This window comes from Xanthomonas sp. NCPPB 3761 (genome assembly GCF_041475705.2).
Lineage (GTDB): Bacteria > Pseudomonadota > Gammaproteobacteria > Xanthomonadales > Xanthomonadaceae > Xanthomonas > Xanthomonas phaseoli.
In genome coordinates this window covers 583,955-600,693 of sequence record NZ_CM191262.1, presented here as the reverse complement: position 1 = coordinate 600,693, position 16,739 = coordinate 583,955, and the positions used below count along the sequence as shown (strand labels likewise).

At 68.0% G+C, this 16,739-nt stretch carries 16 protein-coding genes; 7 read left to right on the top strand and 9 right to left on the bottom strand.

Annotated features, from left to right (window positions below):
* Positions 1 to 518: 518 nt before the first annotated feature.
* Complete coding sequence (gene prmA / locus ACCQ00_RS02670; protein ID WP_180301590.1) at positions 519 to 1,469, top strand: 50S ribosomal protein L11 methyltransferase; 951 nt, start codon at positions 519 to 521, stop codon at positions 1,467 to 1,469.
* A 31-nt stretch (positions 1,470 to 1,500) separates the two neighbouring features.
* Here prmA and ACCQ00_RS02665 read toward each other — a convergent pair whose 3' ends face one another.
* Positions 1,501 to 2,010, bottom strand: coding sequence for a hypothetical protein (locus ACCQ00_RS02665; RefSeq protein ID WP_039570844.1), 510 nt, complete (start codon positions 2,008 to 2,010; stop codon positions 1,501 to 1,503).
* Between the two features lie 143 nt (positions 2,011 to 2,153).
* On the opposite strand from ACCQ00_RS02665, the gene ACCQ00_RS02660 reads away from it, so the two are divergent.
* The 3 genes from ACCQ00_RS02660 to fis all read left to right on the top strand — a co-directional run bounded on the left by ACCQ00_RS02660 (position 2,154) and on the right by fis (position 4,603).
* Positions 2,154 to 2,531 carry a helix-turn-helix domain-containing protein gene (locus tag ACCQ00_RS02660; protein WP_008571865.1) on the top strand — a complete coding sequence of 126 codons (378 nt, stop codon included), beginning with the start codon at positions 2,154 to 2,156 and terminating at the stop codon, positions 2,529 to 2,531.
* An 890-nt stretch (positions 2,532 to 3,421) separates the two neighbouring features.
* Complete coding sequence (locus ACCQ00_RS02655; RefSeq protein ID WP_080948868.1) at positions 3,422 to 4,225, top strand: DUF3426 domain-containing protein; 804 nt, start codon at positions 3,422 to 3,424, stop codon at positions 4,223 to 4,225.
* Between the two features lie 105 nt (positions 4,226 to 4,330).
* The gene (gene fis / locus ACCQ00_RS02650; protein WP_025981816.1) at positions 4,331 to 4,603 is read left to right on the top strand and encodes a DNA-binding transcriptional regulator Fis; all 273 of its coding nucleotides are present in this window, start codon (positions 4,331 to 4,333) and stop codon (positions 4,601 to 4,603) included.
* 261 nt (positions 4,604 to 4,864) lie between these two features.
* Here fis and ACCQ00_RS02645 read toward each other — a convergent pair whose 3' ends face one another.
* The 8 genes from ACCQ00_RS02645 to ACCQ00_RS02610 form a co-directional block, all read right to left on the bottom strand.
* The gene (locus ACCQ00_RS02645) at positions 4,865 to 5,839 is read right to left on the bottom strand and encodes a phosphatidate cytidylyltransferase (RefSeq protein ID WP_017155935.1); all 975 of its coding nucleotides are present in this window, start codon (positions 5,837 to 5,839) and stop codon (positions 4,865 to 4,867) included.
* On the bottom strand, positions 5,836 to 6,468 hold the full coding sequence (locus tag ACCQ00_RS02640; protein ID WP_017155936.1) for a lysophospholipid acyltransferase family protein: 633 nt from the start codon (positions 6,466 to 6,468) through the stop codon (positions 5,836 to 5,838). Before ACCQ00_RS02640 ends, ACCQ00_RS02645 begins: the two co-directional genes overlap by 4 nt.
* Positions 6,465 to 7,103, bottom strand: a complete 639-nt coding sequence (locus ACCQ00_RS02635; protein ID WP_039570841.1) for a CDP-alcohol phosphatidyltransferase family protein — start codon at positions 7,101 to 7,103, stop codon at positions 6,465 to 6,467. Before ACCQ00_RS02635 ends, ACCQ00_RS02640 begins: the two co-directional genes overlap by 4 nt.
* Positions 7,103 to 8,608, bottom strand: a complete 1,506-nt coding sequence (locus ACCQ00_RS02630) for a TIGR04222 domain-containing membrane protein (protein ID WP_039583387.1) — start codon at positions 8,606 to 8,608, stop codon at positions 7,103 to 7,105. Before ACCQ00_RS02630 ends, ACCQ00_RS02635 begins: the two co-directional genes overlap by 1 nt.
* On the bottom strand, positions 8,605 to 9,051 hold the full coding sequence (locus ACCQ00_RS02625; RefSeq protein ID WP_039570837.1) for a hypothetical protein: 447 nt from the start codon (positions 9,049 to 9,051) through the stop codon (positions 8,605 to 8,607). Before ACCQ00_RS02625 ends, ACCQ00_RS02630 begins: the two co-directional genes overlap by 4 nt.
* Positions 9,048 to 10,382: a phosphatase PAP2/dual specificity phosphatase family protein gene (locus ACCQ00_RS02620; protein ID WP_039570835.1), complete on the bottom strand. Its 1,335-nt coding sequence runs from the start codon at positions 10,380 to 10,382 to the stop codon at positions 9,048 to 9,050. The genes ACCQ00_RS02625 and ACCQ00_RS02620 overlap by 4 nt, the downstream gene beginning before the upstream one ends.
* Positions 10,379 to 12,139, bottom strand: a complete 1,761-nt coding sequence (locus ACCQ00_RS02615; protein WP_039570832.1) for a bifunctional alpha/beta hydrolase/class I SAM-dependent methyltransferase — start codon at positions 12,137 to 12,139, stop codon at positions 10,379 to 10,381. The genes ACCQ00_RS02620 and ACCQ00_RS02615 overlap by 4 nt, the downstream gene beginning before the upstream one ends.
* 86 nt (positions 12,140 to 12,225) lie before the next feature.
* Positions 12,226 to 12,843: a CDP-alcohol phosphatidyltransferase family protein gene (locus ACCQ00_RS02610; protein WP_017158911.1), complete on the bottom strand. Its 618-nt coding sequence runs from the start codon at positions 12,841 to 12,843 to the stop codon at positions 12,226 to 12,228.
* A gap of 73 nt (positions 12,844 to 12,916) precedes the next feature.
* Between ACCQ00_RS02610 and purH the strand changes: the two genes are divergently transcribed.
* From purH to purD, 3 genes are read left to right on the top strand one after another with little or no spacing between them, the layout of a single operon-like run.
* Positions 12,917 to 14,500, top strand: a complete 1,584-nt coding sequence (gene purH, locus ACCQ00_RS02605; RefSeq protein ID WP_017155942.1) for a bifunctional phosphoribosylaminoimidazolecarboxamide formyltransferase/IMP cyclohydrolase — start codon at positions 12,917 to 12,919, stop codon at positions 14,498 to 14,500.
* Between the two features lie 24 nt (positions 14,501 to 14,524).
* Entirely contained in the window at positions 14,525 to 15,370 is an 846-nt protein-coding gene (locus ACCQ00_RS02600; protein ID WP_039570827.1) for a hypothetical protein, read from the top strand.
* A 32-nt stretch (positions 15,371 to 15,402) separates the two neighbouring features.
* Positions 15,403 to 16,698, top strand: coding sequence for a phosphoribosylamine--glycine ligase (gene purD, locus ACCQ00_RS02595; protein WP_039570824.1), 1,296 nt, complete (start codon positions 15,403 to 15,405; stop codon positions 16,696 to 16,698).
* Positions 16,699 to 16,739: the final 41 nt, after the last annotated feature.

Sequence of the window (16,739 nt, the reverse complement as noted above, 5' to 3'; positions counted from 1 at the left end):
AAGAGAGCCGCCTCTGACCGAGCCTGCCAGTTGGCAACGTCGCCTCGCCGACGCGGCGGTGCCCAGTTGCAGCGCTGTCGTGTCATGGGTGGACGCCCCACACGCATCGCGCTGCACGGCAGGACGGAACACGGCAGCACACAAGGCAGCTGCCTGCGCACGCGACTGCACATTTGCGCAAGGAAGCAACGTCTCGCCCCGGTTGCTCGACGCGGCCGTCGACCAAGCCCGTGCTCGATCGCTCGGCAGCATCATCGGTTCAGCGCCAAGTGCGGCGGCATCGGCCTACCGCCCTCCGCAGGGCAGCACATCCAACCGCAGATACGCGTCCATGCAGCGCCACACCAGGCAATTGTCCATTCGCCAGCAGCACGCCGTCCGCCTGGCAGCGGACGCATCTTGATCGGCGAGGCCGTTTTTCACCGCCTGCATGGGGAAGACACACCGCCCAGGTCGACGGCGCCTGCGTCATGCCGTCGCCTGCCGCGCGGCAGGCACGCCGGCACGAATGGTCTAGGATGCGTGCTTTCGAATTGCCCAACGCCACGATGCCGTTTCTTGAACTGACGCTTTCCTGTTCCGAGGTCACCCTTCCCCGCTTCCAGAACGCATTGGACGATGTGGGCGCACTGGCCGTGACCATGCTCGACGCCGATGCCGATACCAGCAACGAGCGCGCCATTCTCGAACCCGGTGTGGGCGAAATGCCGCTGTGGGACCGGCTGACGATGACCGCGCTGTTCGATGGCGACAGCGACGCGCTGGTGGTGCTGGCAGCGCTGGAAGCCTTCGATCCGGGCCTGGACTGGAGCCAGGTGGCGTTTCGCATGGTCGAAGACAGCGACTGGGAACGCGCCTGGATGGACCTGTTCAAGCCGATGCAGTTTGGCGAACGCACCTTTATCGTGCCGTGGAATCACGCGCTGCCCGAAGCCGCGGACAGCCCGCATGCCGCCGTGGTGCGGCTGGACCCGGGCCTGGCGTTCGGCTCGGGCACCCATCAAACCACCGCGCTGTGCCTGCGCTGGCTGGACAGCCTGGCAGGCAGCGGCGAGCTGCAGGGCCGCAGCGTGCTCGATTTCGGGTGCGGCTCGGGCATCCTGGCGGTCGCCGCGCTGAAGCTGGGCGCCAGCGGCGCGGTCGGCGTGGACAACGACCCGCAGGCGCTGCTGGCGACCGCCGACAACGCACAACGCAACGGCGTGGACGCGCAGCTGACGGTCTACATGCCGCAAGACGAACCGGTACAGACCTACCAGGTGGTAGTGGCCAACATCCTGGCCTCGGCCCTGGACGCCCTGGCCGACACCCTGGCCGCGCGCGTGGCGCCGGGCGGACGGATCGCGCTGTCGGGCATCCTGTACGGCCAGGAAGACGACTTGCTGAAACGCTACGCCCCCTGGTTCGACCAGTTGCGCTGCGAACGCGACGAAGACTGGATGCGGATCGACGGCGTGCGCCGCGGCTGATCCGGCTGATCCGGCTGATCGTCCATGCCGGCTAGCGCTGTGGCCGGCCGGCGCGGATCTGCGCGGTGGTCACTGCATCGGCCACGCTGATCGCCCGCAACCGGGTCACCGGTTGCCAGCCGTTGCGGTGCAGCGCCGCCGTGCGCCACGGCCCGGCCTGCCGGGCCACCCAGACCCGCAGCAGCACCTCGGCCGCCAGCAGCGCCGTCCAAGCCACGGGCGACCACGCCTGCACACCCGCAAGCGCCACTGCGCCAGCCCCCACGGGCATCGGCGCGCTCACCGCCAGCAGCGGCCAGTGCCGCTGGCGTAGCGCCCAGACACGCGGTGCCAGCGCTGCTGACCAGTGCGGACCATCGGCCACGGCAGTCCACGCGGCGCCACGCCGCCAGATCGCATACCGGGCCGCACCACGAAAACGCCTGACCGCAGGGTCCACCGGCGAATGGGCCGGCCACGGCGCGTCTGCGGGCGCGGCGGACGGGGGCGAACGCTGCCACTGGGGATCGGATTTCCGACCGGCGGGCTCGACCATGAACATCCTCCTTGAGTTCGCTGTGATGGGACCATCATGAATCGAAAGACAGTATCGCAAACATATGGCGATATGAAAGTTATACGAACTATCTCGGGGCGCTGCTAGGGCTATATCTCCGGCCCCTGCCTGCCCTCCAACGGTGCCGTGTGAGCAAGCTGTACGAACGAGTACGCGAAGCCCGCAGCCTCACCAAGCTGACCCAGGAAGCCCTGGCCGGCGAGCTGGGAGTCACCCGCAGCGCGGTGGCGCAATGGGAGATGGCCGAAGGCACCGCACCGTCGGTGGAAAACCTGATCGGCCTGGCCAGGCGCAGCGGCATGGCGTTCGAATACCTGGCCACCGGCCGCGGCGACCGCGTGTTTGGCCCGCCGGTGTCGGCCATCGCTGAAGAACCGGCGCAGTACCGCCGCCTGGATGACCAGCAACGCGTGCTGCTGACGCGTTTCGACACCCTGACGCCGCGCCAGCGCGCCGGCCTGTTGGATCTGTTGCTGGCCGAAGGCAAGACGCGGCGCAGGCGGTGAATCGGGAATCGGGAATCGGCGAGCTGACGTGATCGGCGCCGAAATTCCAAGGCCGTGTTTCCGCTAGCTGTCGTCTCCTGATCCTGGATGCGCCTGGCCGTATTCGTCGGCTTGCGTAGATGTGGAGGCGGCCGTTATCGGAGAAGGAATGCGCTGCGCGCCTTGCGTCGACATCGGCGCAGACGGCGCCATGACCATGTGGGCCGGAGACGAACACCTGCAGGCATGCGCGCTGCAGCTCGATCGCATCGCCGTCGGCACAGGTTCGCCGGTGGACGTGCGCGTGGTTGAATAGGGGTCTTCCCGCTGCACGCCTGCCGATGTCCGAGACTCCGCCACCGCGCCGCCCCCTGGCCACGTTCCTGCGTGCGACGCCGGCTGCTCCGCCGCTGGTTCCGACCCCGGCGGTTCCGCCTGGGGAGCCGTCGGAGCAGGCCGCACCGGCCGCGGGCCCCGCATTGCCGCCGGCAACACCGCCGCAGGTGGACGCGCTACCGGCGCCGCACGTGCCATCGCCTGCTGCCGCGGTGGCGCCATCGCCGCAGCGCGCAGCGGCTGCGCCCGGGCACGCTGGTCTCCAGGCGCCGGTGTCCGGCCAGGCGCAACTGCCCGCGCCCGGCAGCGCGATGCCGTCCGCTTCGGCGACCGCGCCCGCAACCGGACACGTCCCTGATGGGATGCTCGATCCACCTCGCCCGGTGTCGGCCGCCAGCGATGGCCAAGCGGGCGACGACGGGCTGGCCGCGGCCGGTGCTGACGCGCTCCAGGACCACACCGCGCGGACTGCACCTGCCGCGTTGCATTCCGCGCAGCAACGCGCGCTCCGTGCGTCGGCGCCTGCAGACCTGTCGTCTCGGGATGCAGCGGGCACGCCGAGCACGCTGGCAGCAATGACCGCCGGCGAGGCTCCAGTCGCAACGCCAGCAGCGCCGGCGGGATCGACAGCGGCTGTGGCGACAGCGGCAGCCGCAACGCAAGCCGACACCAGCGCCAGCGAGCGGTCCGCGGGCACGACCGGCGGTCGGTCGCACCCCGACCGGCCCGCCAGCCATCCCGAGCCGGCAGCCGCCGAGTTCGACGCGGGCAGCGCATCGGCAGGCGAGGACGCGCCGTCCGATGCCGGCGTCGCGCCGCCCCGCACCGCCGCTGCGCAATTGCAGCCCTTGCCCACTCCCGCCTTGGCCGCGCCCGCCTTTGCGCGGCGTGGCATCGCCCGGCCGCGGCTGCGCGCCAGCGGGCGCCAGTGGGCGCTGCTGGTCGGGCTGGTCGGCGTGCTCGGAGTGCAGATCGTCATCGCCGACCGCGCGCACCTGGCCGCCAACGCGCGCTGGCGGCCGCTGGTCGGCGCGGCCTGCACGCTGGCGCGCTGCAGCCTGCCGGCCTGGCGCGAGCCGGAGGCGCTGACCCTGCTCAACCGCGACGTGCGCCCGCTGCCCGGTGTGGCCGGGGTGTTGCAGATCCAGGCCAGCTTCCGCAACGACGCGCGCTGGGCACAGGCCTGGCCGTGGCTGCAGCTGTCGCTGTCCGATGCCGACGGCCGGGTGATCGGCACCCGCATCCTGTCGCCGCAGGAGTATCTGGGACCATCGCCGCCTGCGCAGGACACGCTGGCGCCGGGTCAGGCGGTGCAGGTCGCGTTTCGGGTGCGCGAGCCGGCCGCGAGCACTGCCGCCTTCAGTTTCGACTTCCGGTGAACGGGCGCGACCGCCACGTGGGCGTGGCGAGCGATCAGGTCACGCGCTAGACTCACTCCCCCTCGCCGGCCACGCGTCCCGGCTTCGTGACACTGGGAACCTCCTTTGAACGCAGCCCCCTCTCGTCCTGACACCAGTCGTGGCGCCCCGAAGTCGCCCCTGCGCGAACACGTGGCCCAGTCCGTTCGCCGTTATCTGCGCGACCTGGACGGCAGCGACGCGGACGACGTTTACGAAATCGTGCTGCGCGAGATGGAGATCCCGTTGTTCGTGGAAGTGCTCAACCATTGCGAAGGCAACCAGAGCCGCGCTGCGGCGCTGCTGGGCATTCACCGGGCGACCTTGCGCAAGAAGCTCAAGGAGTACGGGCTGACGTAGGCCTGGGATTCGGGATTCGGGATTCGGGATTCGGGATTCGGGATTCGGGAATCGGGAATCGGGAATCGGGAATCGTAAAAGCGCGCTTCTGCTAGACGGTGCGGGCACGGGTTCCCGGTCACGGCGTGGTTTTGTGTGGTCAGCCTTCCGGTTGGCCAGACGCGGCGGCCGACCGACGCGCTGCGCAGATCCGATGCTGCAGGTCGCCAACGGCACGCGATGCACATGTTGCGATCTTCTGACGAGCCATGTTGAAGGCGATCACGCCCAGCCGTAGCGAATCAGGTGGAAAAACACCGGCGCGGCGAAGCAGACCGAATCCAGGCGATCGAGCACGCCGCCGTGGCCTTCGATCATGTGGCCCCAATCCTTGATGCCGCGATCGCGCTTGATCGCCGACATCACCAACCCGCCGAAAAATCCCATCAGGTTGGCCACCAACGCCAGGCCGAAGGCATGCCACGGCGCGAACGGGGTAATCCACCACAGCGCCATGCCGAGCAGGCTGGCCGACAACACGCCGCCGATGAATCCTTCCACCGTTTTGGACGGCGACAATTTCGGCGCGATCAAGTGGCGGCCGGCCAGTTTGCCCCACACGTACTGCAGCACGTCCGAGGACTGCACCACGATCACCAGGAAGGCGATCAACAGCAGATTGCGCCCGGCATAGCCGGGAATGTCCAGGTTCAACAGCGCCGGCACATGCGAAATGCAGAATACGCAGATCATCAGGCCCCACTGCACTTTGGCGGTGCGTTCCAGATAACGCGTGGTGTCGCCGCCGATGGTGGCCAGGATGGGTAACACCAAAAACGCGTAGACCGGAATCAGCAAGGTGTACATGCCGTACCAGCCGGTCCACACCAGGCCGTATTGCCACGGCAGCACGATGTAGAACGCGGCCAGTAATGCGTAGTAGTCGCCACGCCGAGTCGGGGTCAAGGTGATGAACTCGCGCAGCGCAAACAACGACACCAGCGCGAACAAGCCGATCACGCCGGCGCGACCAAACACGAACGCAAGGCCGACCACCGCGGCCATCACCCACCACGCACGGATGCGGGCGACCAGGTTGTCCAGCACGGCGCTGGGGCGTTCGCGTGCGCGCCAGCGCAGGGTTTCGGAAATCAGCGTGGCGATTGCCAGCACCAGCGCGATACCGCTGAACAACCACACCGTCTGCTGATGCATCGAAGACTGCTGCAGCTGCCCGCTATACACATACAGGCTCATGCGCGGGTCTCCAATTGATCCGGCGACAACGCCAGCAACGCCGCACGTGCACGCGCCAGAAACGCATCCTTGGTTTCGTCCGCATCCAGGCGCAACGGCGCACCAAAGGTGGTGGTACACAGCAACGGCAACGGCAGCCACTTGCCCTTGGGCATCACGCGCTTGAGGTTATCGATCCACACCGGCACGAACTCCAGTTCCGGGCGTTGCCGTGCCAGGTGATACAGCCCGCTCTTGAACGGCAGCACCCCCTCATCCGGGTTGCGCGTGCCTTCGGGAAACAGGATCAACGAATCGCCGGCATCCACCGCATCGCACAGGCATGCGATCGGGTCGCGCGTGCGCTGCGCCGGGTCGCGTTCGATCAACACGCCGTTGAAGACCGCATGGATCAGATAGCGCCGCAGTGCGGTGCGCCGCCAGTAGTCGGCCGCCGCCACCGGGCGCACTTCGCGGCGCAGGCTGGCCGGCAGCGATGACCAGATCAGCACGAAATCGCCGTGGCTTGCGTGGTTGCCGTAATACACGCGGCGTTCGTTGGAGGGCGCGCAACCGCGCCACAACGCACGCGCGCCGGTCAGGGTACGAATGGCGCCGCTGCAGCCGCGCGCGATCAAACGGGCAATCATCTCTGCTCCAGGGTGCGCACGATCGTGCGCAGTCGTATCGCTACCGTCAGCAAGGCACCGGCGATCAACACCGCCAGCGCTCCGATCAGTAACCAGGCCGCAAGACGTGGCTGGCCCATCCATTGCAGCGGCAAGGCCAGCGCGCCTGCCAGCGACAACCACTGCATGCGTTGCACGCGGCTCATCGGCCCCTGCCGCGGCTCTGGCGTGCCGCAAGCCAGGCCCAGCATGCGCACATACGCGGTGGCCACACAGCACAGCGCCGCCGCCCACCCCAGGTGCGCAGCCCACGGCAGGCCAGACTGCAGTCCGTAGCCCAGGCCCACGCAGACCAGCACATCGGACAACCGATCGGGCGCGTCGTTGTAGACCTCACCGGCGCGCGAGACCATGCGCGCCTGGCGCGCCAGCACACCATCCATGCGGCTGCACCACGGCCGACCCTGCAGCCCGAGCACCGCCAGCAGCAATGGCATGGCTCCTTCGCGCGCAGGCGCGCTCAAGCCGATGTAGAACATCAGCCCGGCCAGCGCCGCACATGCGATGCCCACCCACGACACGCCATTGGGCGTGGCGCCACGCCCGCGCAGCACGCGCGCCCAGTGCAGCTGCCGCTGTTGCTGTCGGTGTTGCATCAGTCGCCTCCTCCGCCACAGCCGCCACAGCCGCCGCCATCGCTGCTACCGCCATCGCCGCCACTGTCGCCACCGCCCCCGCCGCAGCTGCTGCCACTGCCACTGCCACTGCCACCGGCGTGACCATGCGGCGCACGCAAGCTGTGGTAGTCGGCCCACGGGGTTCCGATCAGTGCCGCAGTGCCGTACAGCGCCACCACCTCGCCTGGATCGCCGCCGGTACGCGCGGCATCGCGTCGCCGCGTCTGACGCAATGTCGCAAGGCGGGCCTCGCCGCCGAGCGTGCGCCGCACGCGCACCAGCGCAAAGCCCAGGACCAGCAAGGTGGTCAGCACCATCAGACACAGCAGATAGCCCACCGGATGGTTGCCCTGCACGCCGATGACCAGCTTGCACACGCCAAGCAGCCATACCAGCGCCACCGGCACGGTACATGCCAGACGCACCACGCGTGCCCGCGCCTGGCTCAGCCACAGGCCCTTGTCGATCAAGCGCTGCTCCAGCGGTGCGGCCAGCGCACGCAACGCCCGCAAGGCCCCCACCGGGTCTTCGGTGGTGCGCACCGCTTCCAGTGCCGGCTGCAGCGCAGGCGGCACTGCAATCTGCCGGTGGCAGCGTACCCAGTAACGCGCCGGTTCGGTGGCATCGCGCTCCAGATACACCGCATTGCGCACCAGTAACTCGGTGAACCACAGGTCGGCCACGCGATCGGCACCGCCGCCCAGATATGCAAGCTCGCTGGCATCCACTGCTGCCGCGGTGCGACCGCGGCGCAGCACCCGTCGCAACCATGCCGCCATCGACCAGGCCAGACCGATCAGCGCGATGAACAGCGGCAGGAAATACACGCCACGCCAGTGCAGCGGCGACAGCGCCCCGCCATTGGCCGAGCGACAGGCCATGCCCACTGCCACCGCGATGATTGCCCACGCGACGACGGCATACGGCACACCGCGCTGTGGCCCAGCGAATTGCGGCGCTCCACGCAAGGCCTGCAAGGTCTGTTCGGCAGCGTCCTCATGCGGCGGATCCAACGTCGATTGCTGAAGCCGCGCCGCTGGCCACCATTGCGCCGGCGGCTCGCCAAACTGCGTGCGGTAACGCTCCAGCGTCTGGCGGTACTGCGCCTGGAACTGCGCGTCTTCACCGGCATCGCCGCGTCCGGGTTGATGATGCAACGTGGTCTGCAGCACGTGCGGGCAGAACTGCTGCCAGTACTCGGGGGTGTCGGTCAGATGCGTATGCCAGACCTGGTCGACCAACGGGCTGGGGGTGACGTCGTGGGTGTCGGTGCAGGCAAGAAAACAGAACCGCCGGTACTCCTCCACCAAGACCTGCGCTTGCGCGGTAGTGCACTGTGCCTGCTTGGCCACGCGCCGAACAAAGGCGGCAAACGCTGCTTCGTCCTGGCCAAAACGATAGCCCTGCAGCCGTTGCCACAGCGCCCGCTGCGCGGGTGTGGCGTGGCGCGGTTCGCGCTGGGCGGAATCGGGTGCGTTGTTCATCTGGACATCCTGAGGGCGAGCGCCGCATCCACCAACAGCAGTTGCACCACCACGCTTGCCAACTGCCAACACAGCAGGCGGCGCATGCCGGTCCAGCGCGATGCCCAGTCGCGGGTGGGTGCACGCTTCGCCACCAGGCCAATGGCATGCATGGCCGCATCGAGCTGGTGCGCGGCGTCTTGCTCGCTGCCGCCGCAGCGTTCGAGATGCGCGATGGAGGCCGCCAGCAGGTCGGCATCCAGGCCCACGCGAAACGCCCAATAGCGCTGCACCACGCCGGCCAGCACGCTGATGGCATAGCTCCACTGAATCAAGGGCGGCGCCTGCGCAACGCCAAGCAAGCCGATGGCCGCCGCCAGCAGCAGCAGTGAAAAGCGGTCCAGTGCTGCACCCTGGCGCAGCACTGCGCGCATGGTCGCCAAGGTCAGCGGGGAGGGATTCATTGCGCTCTCCGTTCGGGGATGTTGTCGCCTTCATGAACATCGCATGCCACCACGATAGCCGCGCGATGCGCATGCCCGAGCACGATCGACGGCTGCACGGTGCGTAGCTGTGCGATGGCCGCATCCGCGTCCTGGGCGCGACCGCTGCGCACCAGCCAGGTGGCCACACTGGCAGCACTGCGCGAATAGCCCAATGCACAACACACCAGCACCGGCCCGTTCGCCTGCGCCTGCGCGATCGCCTGCGCGGCCTCGCGCAACTGCGCCGGCGACGGCGCGACCAGATCGAGCATCGGCACCACACGGTCCTGCGCCTGCGCGGCGTACAACGAGAGCTCTGCAGACACGTCCACCACGGCGGCACGTTTGTCGCGCTGGCCGGGCAACGGAATCCGCCCCAGCCACACGCCATCGCAGACCGCGCGCGGCGACGGCGCACGCCGCGTCCACAGTCGCGAGTTGCACCAGGCCGCCAACAGATATGGCGCATACAACCAGCGCGCGGCAAGACTCAGACACCCATCGCTGCGCTTCTGGAATCCGCCCGGGCCAAGCAGAGCGTAATTCAACGCAACCAGCAGCAAGGCCAGGGTGATCCACAGCAACCACAGGGCTGCACCGCCGCTCCACAGCGCCAGCGCAGCGCTGACCAGCGCGCCGGCCAGATACATCACGGCCAGGCGCCAGCGACGCAGGTCGCGTGCACACCGTGCCTGCGCAAACGGTGCGGCGATCCGCTCCGGCCATAGCCACACGCAGAGCCAGCCCACCGCGAGCCCGGTGGGAATATCGAGAAAGTGGTGCTGGTAGGTGGTCAGCACCGACACCCCGATCAGTGCGAACCAGCCATGCAGCAGCCAGCGCCACACCCCGCAAAGATGCTGCGCATAGCGCACCCACAGCACCACCAGCAGCACGATGTGCAGCGATGGCGCCTGATTGAAGGGTTTGTCGAAGCCCAGCAGCACCGCGAACAGCCAACCGAATACGCCCTCGGTCTGAGGCCGTACGAAGCTGTAGCGCAACGGCCACAACAAGAAACACGCCACGCAGATCAGCTGGGCACTGAGCAGGCGTCGTGCATGCGTGTCCAGCTCGCGGCGATTGCGGCAGACAAAAAACGAGACCGCGTAGAACACGTCGATCGACCAGTACGGCACGATGGTCCACGGCCAGAACGGCATGCCGTGTTCCCAGCCGAACACCACCGATGGCACCTGCGCCGCCCGCCCGGCCAGCGTGTTGGCCAGGCCGTAGCTGAGGAAGAAGAACGGCCCCAGCAACGCCAGCCACAGCGCGGCACGGCCGAATGGGCGCGCAACTTGGCTCATGCGTCGATTCGCTGCGCCATCGACACGGTGAAGATGCCGAATGCATCGATGCGTTGCGCCACCTTGCGAAAGCCCGCCGCTTCCACCAGGCCATCCATCTCCTGCTGGCTGCGTCGGCGCATCACCCAGGCCACGCCATCGCGGTGACTGGTCAGTGCGCGCGCAATGAATTCCAGCTGCGGATGCCAGGGCTGACCGGTGTAGAGCAGATAACCGCCCGGCTGCACCGCCGCGGCCAGGCCAGCCAGCGAGCGCGCGACCTGGTCGTTGTCGGCAAACAGCTCGTACAGGCCCGATACCACCGCCAGCGTCGGCGCCGGTTGCACTGCTGCCAGCGCTGCCGGGTCGAACGCATCGCCCTGCTCGAAACGCGCGATGTCGCCAGCGCCCAGCGTGTGGATCAGCGCCGTGCCCTGGGTCACGTTGAGCGGGCTGAAGTCGCGCAGCACGATCGCATCGGCACGCTGTGCGCCGCTGCCCAGCGCCTGCAGCACATAGCGGCCGTGCCCGGCGGCGATGTCCAGCACGCGTACCGGCTTGCCGGCGCCACGCAAGCGCGCCGCTGCATCGCGCAGCAATTCGCCCAGATGGCTGCCGCGGATGCGGATGCCGCGCCAACCGATCGCGTTGAGATACGTGCGGTCGATCATGCGGCCCAGCGGCCCGCGACCACGTGCCTGATTGCGATAGATGTAATCCAGCGTGCTGCCGGAATCGAAACCGGTCTGCAACCCAAGCGCGATGCCCTCGGAAAGCTTGCCGCCCAGGCGCAGGCCGGCACGCACGCCACGCCAGCGCAGGTCCTGCAGGCTATTGCGCTGCGGTGGCCAGGCCAGCCGTTCGGCCTCTTCGAAACTGGGCCCGGCACGGTGCGCATCGCGCAGCGCGGCACGTACCGGCGGTTGCGCAAAACGCGCTTGGACAAACTGGCGAATGTGCGCGACGGCAATCGCGCGATCGCGTTCGCCCAGGGTGTCGTGGAAGAACCCCGGCAACCAGTGACGCTGCTTGATCGGCGCGCGCAGGTTTTCGTAGAAGCGGTCCTGCGGGCCGCGATGCACCACGAAATCCGAACCGGAGACCAGCAACTGGGTCGGCACGGTAATGGCCTGTGCATCGTCCACCACGCGATCGGCGGCCGCGTACAGGCCGAGCAAGACGCGCACCGAAATCGGACGGGTGATCAACGGATCGGTGCGATAGCTTTCCACGCGCTGCGTATCGTGGGTGAGCCATTGCGGCTGGACGTAGCTGTTGACGAAAAAGTTACCGCGCAACGCATGCAGCAACGCCAGCCCGGCGCGTGCAAACGGTACATACAACTTCACCTTGAACGCCGGCGATGCCAGCACCAGCGCGCGCAGCGGCGGGGCGTAATCGTGCACCCAGGTGGCGGCCACCACCGCGCCCACGCTTTGCGCAATCACCACGATGTCCTGCACCGCGATGCCGTGGGTGGCGCGAAGATGCGCGATGAAGCTGTCCAGATCGCGCACCAGCGCGTCGAAGCCCGGCGCATCGCCACGCACCCCGGGCGAGCGGCCGTTGCCGCGTGCGTCCCAGGCGAAGAACTGCGCGTCGGGGATGTCGAGTTCTTCGGCCAGATGCATCACACGGCCAGAGTGCTCATGGCCGCGATGCAGCAGCACCACCGCCTTCGGCGTGCCGGTCGCAGCGGCATCGTGCAACGGCCAATGCCGGTAGAACAGTGGCACACCATCGAAACTGACGAACTCGCGCTCTAGCACTGTGCGCATCGAAGCATCCTGAAAGATCGAAAGGTTGAATCGCAGGGATCACCACAGAGCAGCGCGGCCAGCGGCATTGCTGCAGGACTGGATCGCTAGGTGCCTGCGGGCGCCTGCGCCAGCCCGGCGCGCACCCGCCGCCACACCGTGGCCATGCAGGCCAGACTCAAGGCGATGGCGACCCAGGTGACGCCGCGCGCACCCAGCAAGCCACAGGCCAGGCCAACGCCCAGCACGCCGATCACGAAGGCGCGGTCGCTCTTGCCCATCGGCCCGTCGTAGCGGCGGCTGGCGCCGACCATCAGGCCGAGCACGCCGGCGTATTCGGTCAGCGCGGCCAGGAGCGCGAAGATCCACAGCCAGGCTGCGCTCACACCGGGCACGCCAAGCAGGCTCAAGTACAACGCCGCATCGGCCACCACATCGCATAGCTCGTTGAGGTAAGCGCCCAGCCGCGACTGCTGGCCGAACTCGCGCGCCAGCATGCCGTCCACCGCATTGAGGGCCATGCGCACCAGCATCCATACCGGCAGCAACAGATACAGCACCGGCCAGCTGGGGCCGCCGCGCAACACCACCGCCGCCACCATCAGCGACACCGCCGCAGCGATCAGCGTGACCTGATTGGCGGTGATGCCACCGCGATACAGCGCGCCCACCATCGGCCGCAGCAGCGCCTGGAAGCGTCCTTTCAGTGCATAGATCGAAGCCATACGGGGTGTTGAGTCCATTCGAGCGCTGGCGCAGCCTACAATATCGGCTGCTCCGCAACGACATCCCCCACCGATGGCCTCTGATTTCCTGCCCGTGCGCCGGGCCCTGCTCTCCGTTTCCGATAAGACCGGCCTGATCGACCTGGCCCGCGCGCTGGTGGCGCGCAACGTCGAGCTGCTGTCCACCGGCGGCACCGCCAAGGCGATCCGCGAAGCCGGCCTGCCGGTGAAAGACGTTGCCGAGCTGACCGGTTTCCCGGAAATGATGGATGGCCGCGTCAAGACCCTGCACCCGCTGGTGCACGGCGGCTTGCTGGGACGCGCCGGTGTCGACGAAGCGGTGATGGCCGAGCACGGCATCGTGCCGATCGACCTGCTGGTGCTGAACCTGTATCCATTCGAGTCGGTCACGGTCAAGGCCGATTGCACCCTGGCCGATGCGGTGGAAAACATCGACATCGGCGGCCCGGCGATGTTGCGCAGCGCGGCCAAGAATTTCGCGCGCGTGGCCGTGGCCACCGATCCGGCGCAGTACGCCGACCTGCTGGCCGAGTTGGAGGCAAACGACGGGCAGCTGTCGGCGGCCAAGCGCTTTGCGCTGTCGGTGGCCGCGTTCAACCGCGTGGCGCAGTACGACGCGGCGATCAGCAACTATCTCTCGGCCGTGGCCGACAGCGCCGAGGCAGTGCCCACGCGCAGCCCGTTCCCGGCGCAGATCAATTCCAACTTCGTCAAGGTGATGGACCTGCGCTACGGCGAGAACCCGCACCAGTCCGGCGCGTTCTACCGCGACCTGTACCCGGTGCCGGGCACGCTGGCCACCTTCCAGCAGTTGCAGGGCAAGGAACTCAGCTACAACAACCTGGCCGATGCCGATGCGGCGTGGGAATGCGTGCGCCAGTTCGATGCGCCGGCCTGCGTGATCGTCAAGCACGCCAACCCGTGCGGCGTGGCGGTGGGCGCGGGCTGCGGCGATGCCTACGAGTTGGCCTACGCCACCGACCCGACCAGCGCGTTCGGCGGCATCCTGGCGTTCAACAAGACCCTGGACGCAGCGACGGCAAAGGCCATTCTGGACCGCCAGTTCGTCGAAGTGCTGATCGCACCCGACTACGAAGCCGGTGCGCTGGACTACGCCACCAAGAAGGCCAACGTGCGCGTGCTCAAGATTCCGCACGGCAATGGCCTCAACAACTACGACACCAAGCGGATCGGCTCGGGCCTGTTGATGCAGTCGGCCGACAACCGCGGCATGTCGCTGGGCGAGTTGAGCGTGGTCACCCAGCGTGCGCCCAACGAGGCAGAACTGGGCGATCTGCTGTTTGCCTGGCGCGTGGCCAAGTACGTCAAATCCAACGCGATCGTGTATGCCAAGGACAGCCGCACCATTGGCGTGGGCGCCGGGCAGATGAGCCGCGTGGTCAGCGCCAAGATCGCCGCGCTCAAGGCCGAGGAAGCCAAGCTCACCGTAGCCGGCTCGGTGATGGCATCGGATGCGTTCTTCCCGTTCCGCGACGGCATCGATGCTGCGGCTGCGGCCGGCATCAAGGCGGTGATCCAGCCCGGCGGTTCGATGCGCGATGGCGAGGTGATCGCCGCCGCCGACGAACACGGCATCGCGATGGTGTTTACCGGCGTGCGCCATTTCCGGCATTGATGTCACCGGCACAAGGATAGGTCGATGCAGCGTTTGCGTTGTTTTGCCGCGTTTGTTGCCATCGCCGTGCTGCTGAGCGCGTGCAAGCAAGCGCCTGCGCCTGCTGCGGCGCCGGTTGCCGCGGCACCTGCAGCGCCCAGCAATGGCCCCCATCAGAGCCGCACCGAGCGGCTGGATGGATTCTTGCGCATGCGCTACGGCGCCAAGGCCGCCCTGGCCGCGCAGTGGAGCGGCGAAGCCGACGGTTTCAAGGCCAACAGCGACGTCTGCGCCGAACAGCCGGTGGTGGTGGGCGACCAGGTGCAGCAACTGCTGGCGGTCTGCCACAACCTCAGCGATGCCGGCCACGGCACTCCGGGGCTCATCGATTTCTTCGTACTGCGCGGCGATGGCGACGGTTTCAAGGTCGTGGCCGAACGGCTCGCCGACGGCTACGGCAGCGCGGGCCAGCCCGGCAGCGTGGACGTCCTGCGCCTGGGCAGCGATTTCTACGGCTTTGTCGTGCACAGTTTCTGGATGGGCCAGGGCCTGATCCTCGAATCACAGGATCTGGTCGTGCCCGGCCCCAAGGGCTTGGTCAATGCCGGCTCGCTGCGGGCGCACATCGACAACAGCGGCGCACTGGCCTGCGACGACGACGCGCGCGAGCCGGACCAGACCCAGGCGCAATGTCTTGCCGACGCCTTCGACGTGGACTTCGCGCTGGAGGTGGACAACAGCGCGCCGCAGGCGCGCACCTGGCCGCTGCACATCCACGAGCACGGCAGCGATTGCGGCGTTGCCCTGGACAAGACGCACGTCTTCGCGCTCGACACCAAGACCTGGACCTACCCGTTTCCCAACGCACTGCAGCGCGAAGGCTGCAGGTAGCGCCCCTTCCCCCGTACTAGCGAGCAACTGCCTTGAAAATCCTCGTCATCGGCTCCGGCGGCCGTGAACACGCCCTGGCCTGGAAGATCGCCCAATCCGCACGTGTGAGCGAGGTACTGGTGGCACCCGGCAACGCCGGCACCGCCAACGAAGCCAAATGCCGCAATGTCGCGATCAAGGTCGACGACCTGGACGGGCTGCTCGCCCTGGCGCAGCGCGAAGCCGTCGCGCTCACCGTGGTCGGCCCGGAAGTGCCGCTGGTGCTGGGCGTGGTCGACCGCTTCCATGCCGCCGGCTTGCGCATCTTCGGGCCCACCGCCAAGGCCGCGCAGTTGGAAGGCAGCAAGGCCTTCGCCAAGGATTTCCTGGCCCGCCATGGCATCCCCACCGCGTATTACGCCGTGCACACCGACGTGGACGCCGCGCTGGCGTATGTGCGCGAGAAAGGCGCGCCGATCGTGGTCAAGGCCGATGGCCTGGCTGCCGGCAAGGGCGTGATCGTGGCGATGACCTTGGCCGAGGCCGAAGAGGCGGTGCGCGACATGCTCTCGGGCAATGCGTTCGGCGATGCCGGCGCACGCGTGGTCATCGAGGAATTCCTCGATGGCGAAGAAGCCAGCTTCATCTCGATGGTCGATGGCAAACATGCCCTGCCGATGGCGACCAGCCAGGACCACAAACGCGTCGGCGACGGCGACACCGGCCCCAATACCGGCGGCATGGGCGCCTACTCGCCGGCCCCGGTGGTCACGCCCGAGGTGCATGCGCGGGTGATGCGCGAGGTGGTCGAGCCGACCGTGCAGGGCATGATCGCCGACGGCGTGCCGTTCACCGGCTTCCTGTATGCCGGGCTGATGATCGATGCGCACGGCGCGCCGAAGGTGATCGAATTCAACGTGCGCTTCGGCGACCCGGAAACCCAGCCGGTGATGCTGCGCCTGCAGTCGGATCTGGTCGATCTGCTCGACGCGGCCATCGACGGCAAGCTCGATGGCGCGCACGCGCAGTGGGACCCGCGCCCGTCGCTGGGCGTGGTCATCGCCGCCAAGCCTTACCCGGACACCCCGGTCACCGGGGAGGTCATCACCGGGCTGGACGCAGTGCCGGCCAGCGCCAAGGTTTTCCACGCCGGCACTGCGCTGAATGCCGCCGGCGAGGTGATCAGCGCCGGTGGCCGCGTGCTGTGCGTTGCGGCGCTGGGCGACAGCGTGCGGGACGCCCAGCGCAACGCCTATGCCGGCCTCGAGCCGATCCACTGGCCCAATGCCTTCCAGCGCAGCGACATCGGCTGGCGGGCCATCGCCCGCGAGCGGCAGGCGCAGGGCTGAACCGTGTCCTTCCCCCGCCGGCGGGGGAAGCTGCCCGAAGG

Bases quoted from the DNA above. Each gene is read 5' to 3' on its own strand.
- prmA (WP_180301590.1), top strand. From the start codon at position 519: ATGCGTGCTTTCGAATTGCCCAACGCCACGATGCCGTTTCTTGAACTG.
- ACCQ00_RS02665 (WP_039570844.1), bottom strand. From the start codon at position 2,010: ATGTTCATGGTCGAGCCCGCCGGTCGGAAATCCGATCCCCAGTGGCAG.
- ACCQ00_RS02655 (WP_080948868.1), top strand. From the start codon at position 3,422: ATGACCGCCGGCGAGGCTCCAGTCGCAACGCCAGCAGCGCCGGCGGGA.
- ACCQ00_RS02645 (WP_017155935.1), bottom strand. From the start codon at position 5,839: ATGAGCCTGTATGTGTATAGCGGGCAGCTGCAGCAGTCTTCGATGCAT.
- ACCQ00_RS02640 (WP_017155936.1), bottom strand. From the start codon at position 6,468: ATGATTGCCCGTTTGATCGCGCGCGGCTGCAGCGGCGCCATTCGTACC.
- ACCQ00_RS02635 (WP_039570841.1), bottom strand. From the start codon at position 7,103: ATGCAACACCGACAGCAACAGCGGCAGCTGCACTGGGCGCGCGTGCTG.
- ACCQ00_RS02630 (WP_039583387.1), bottom strand. From the start codon at position 8,608: ATGAACAACGCACCCGATTCCGCCCAGCGCGAACCGCGCCACGCCACA.
- ACCQ00_RS02625 (WP_039570837.1), bottom strand. From the start codon at position 9,051: ATGAATCCCTCCCCGCTGACCTTGGCGACCATGCGCGCAGTGCTGCGC.
- ACCQ00_RS02620 (WP_039570835.1), bottom strand. From the start codon at position 10,382: ATGAGCCAAGTTGCGCGCCCATTCGGCCGTGCCGCGCTGTGGCTGGCG.
- ACCQ00_RS02615 (WP_039570832.1), bottom strand. From the start codon at position 12,139: ATGCGCACAGTGCTAGAGCGCGAGTTCGTCAGTTTCGATGGTGTGCCA.
- ACCQ00_RS02610 (WP_017158911.1), bottom strand. From the start codon at position 12,843: ATGGCTTCGATCTATGCACTGAAAGGACGCTTCCAGGCGCTGCTGCGG.
- purH (WP_017155942.1), top strand. From the start codon at position 12,917: ATGGCCTCTGATTTCCTGCCCGTGCGCCGGGCCCTGCTCTCCGTTTCC.
- ACCQ00_RS02600 (WP_039570827.1), top strand. From the start codon at position 14,525: ATGCAGCGTTTGCGTTGTTTTGCCGCGTTTGTTGCCATCGCCGTGCTG.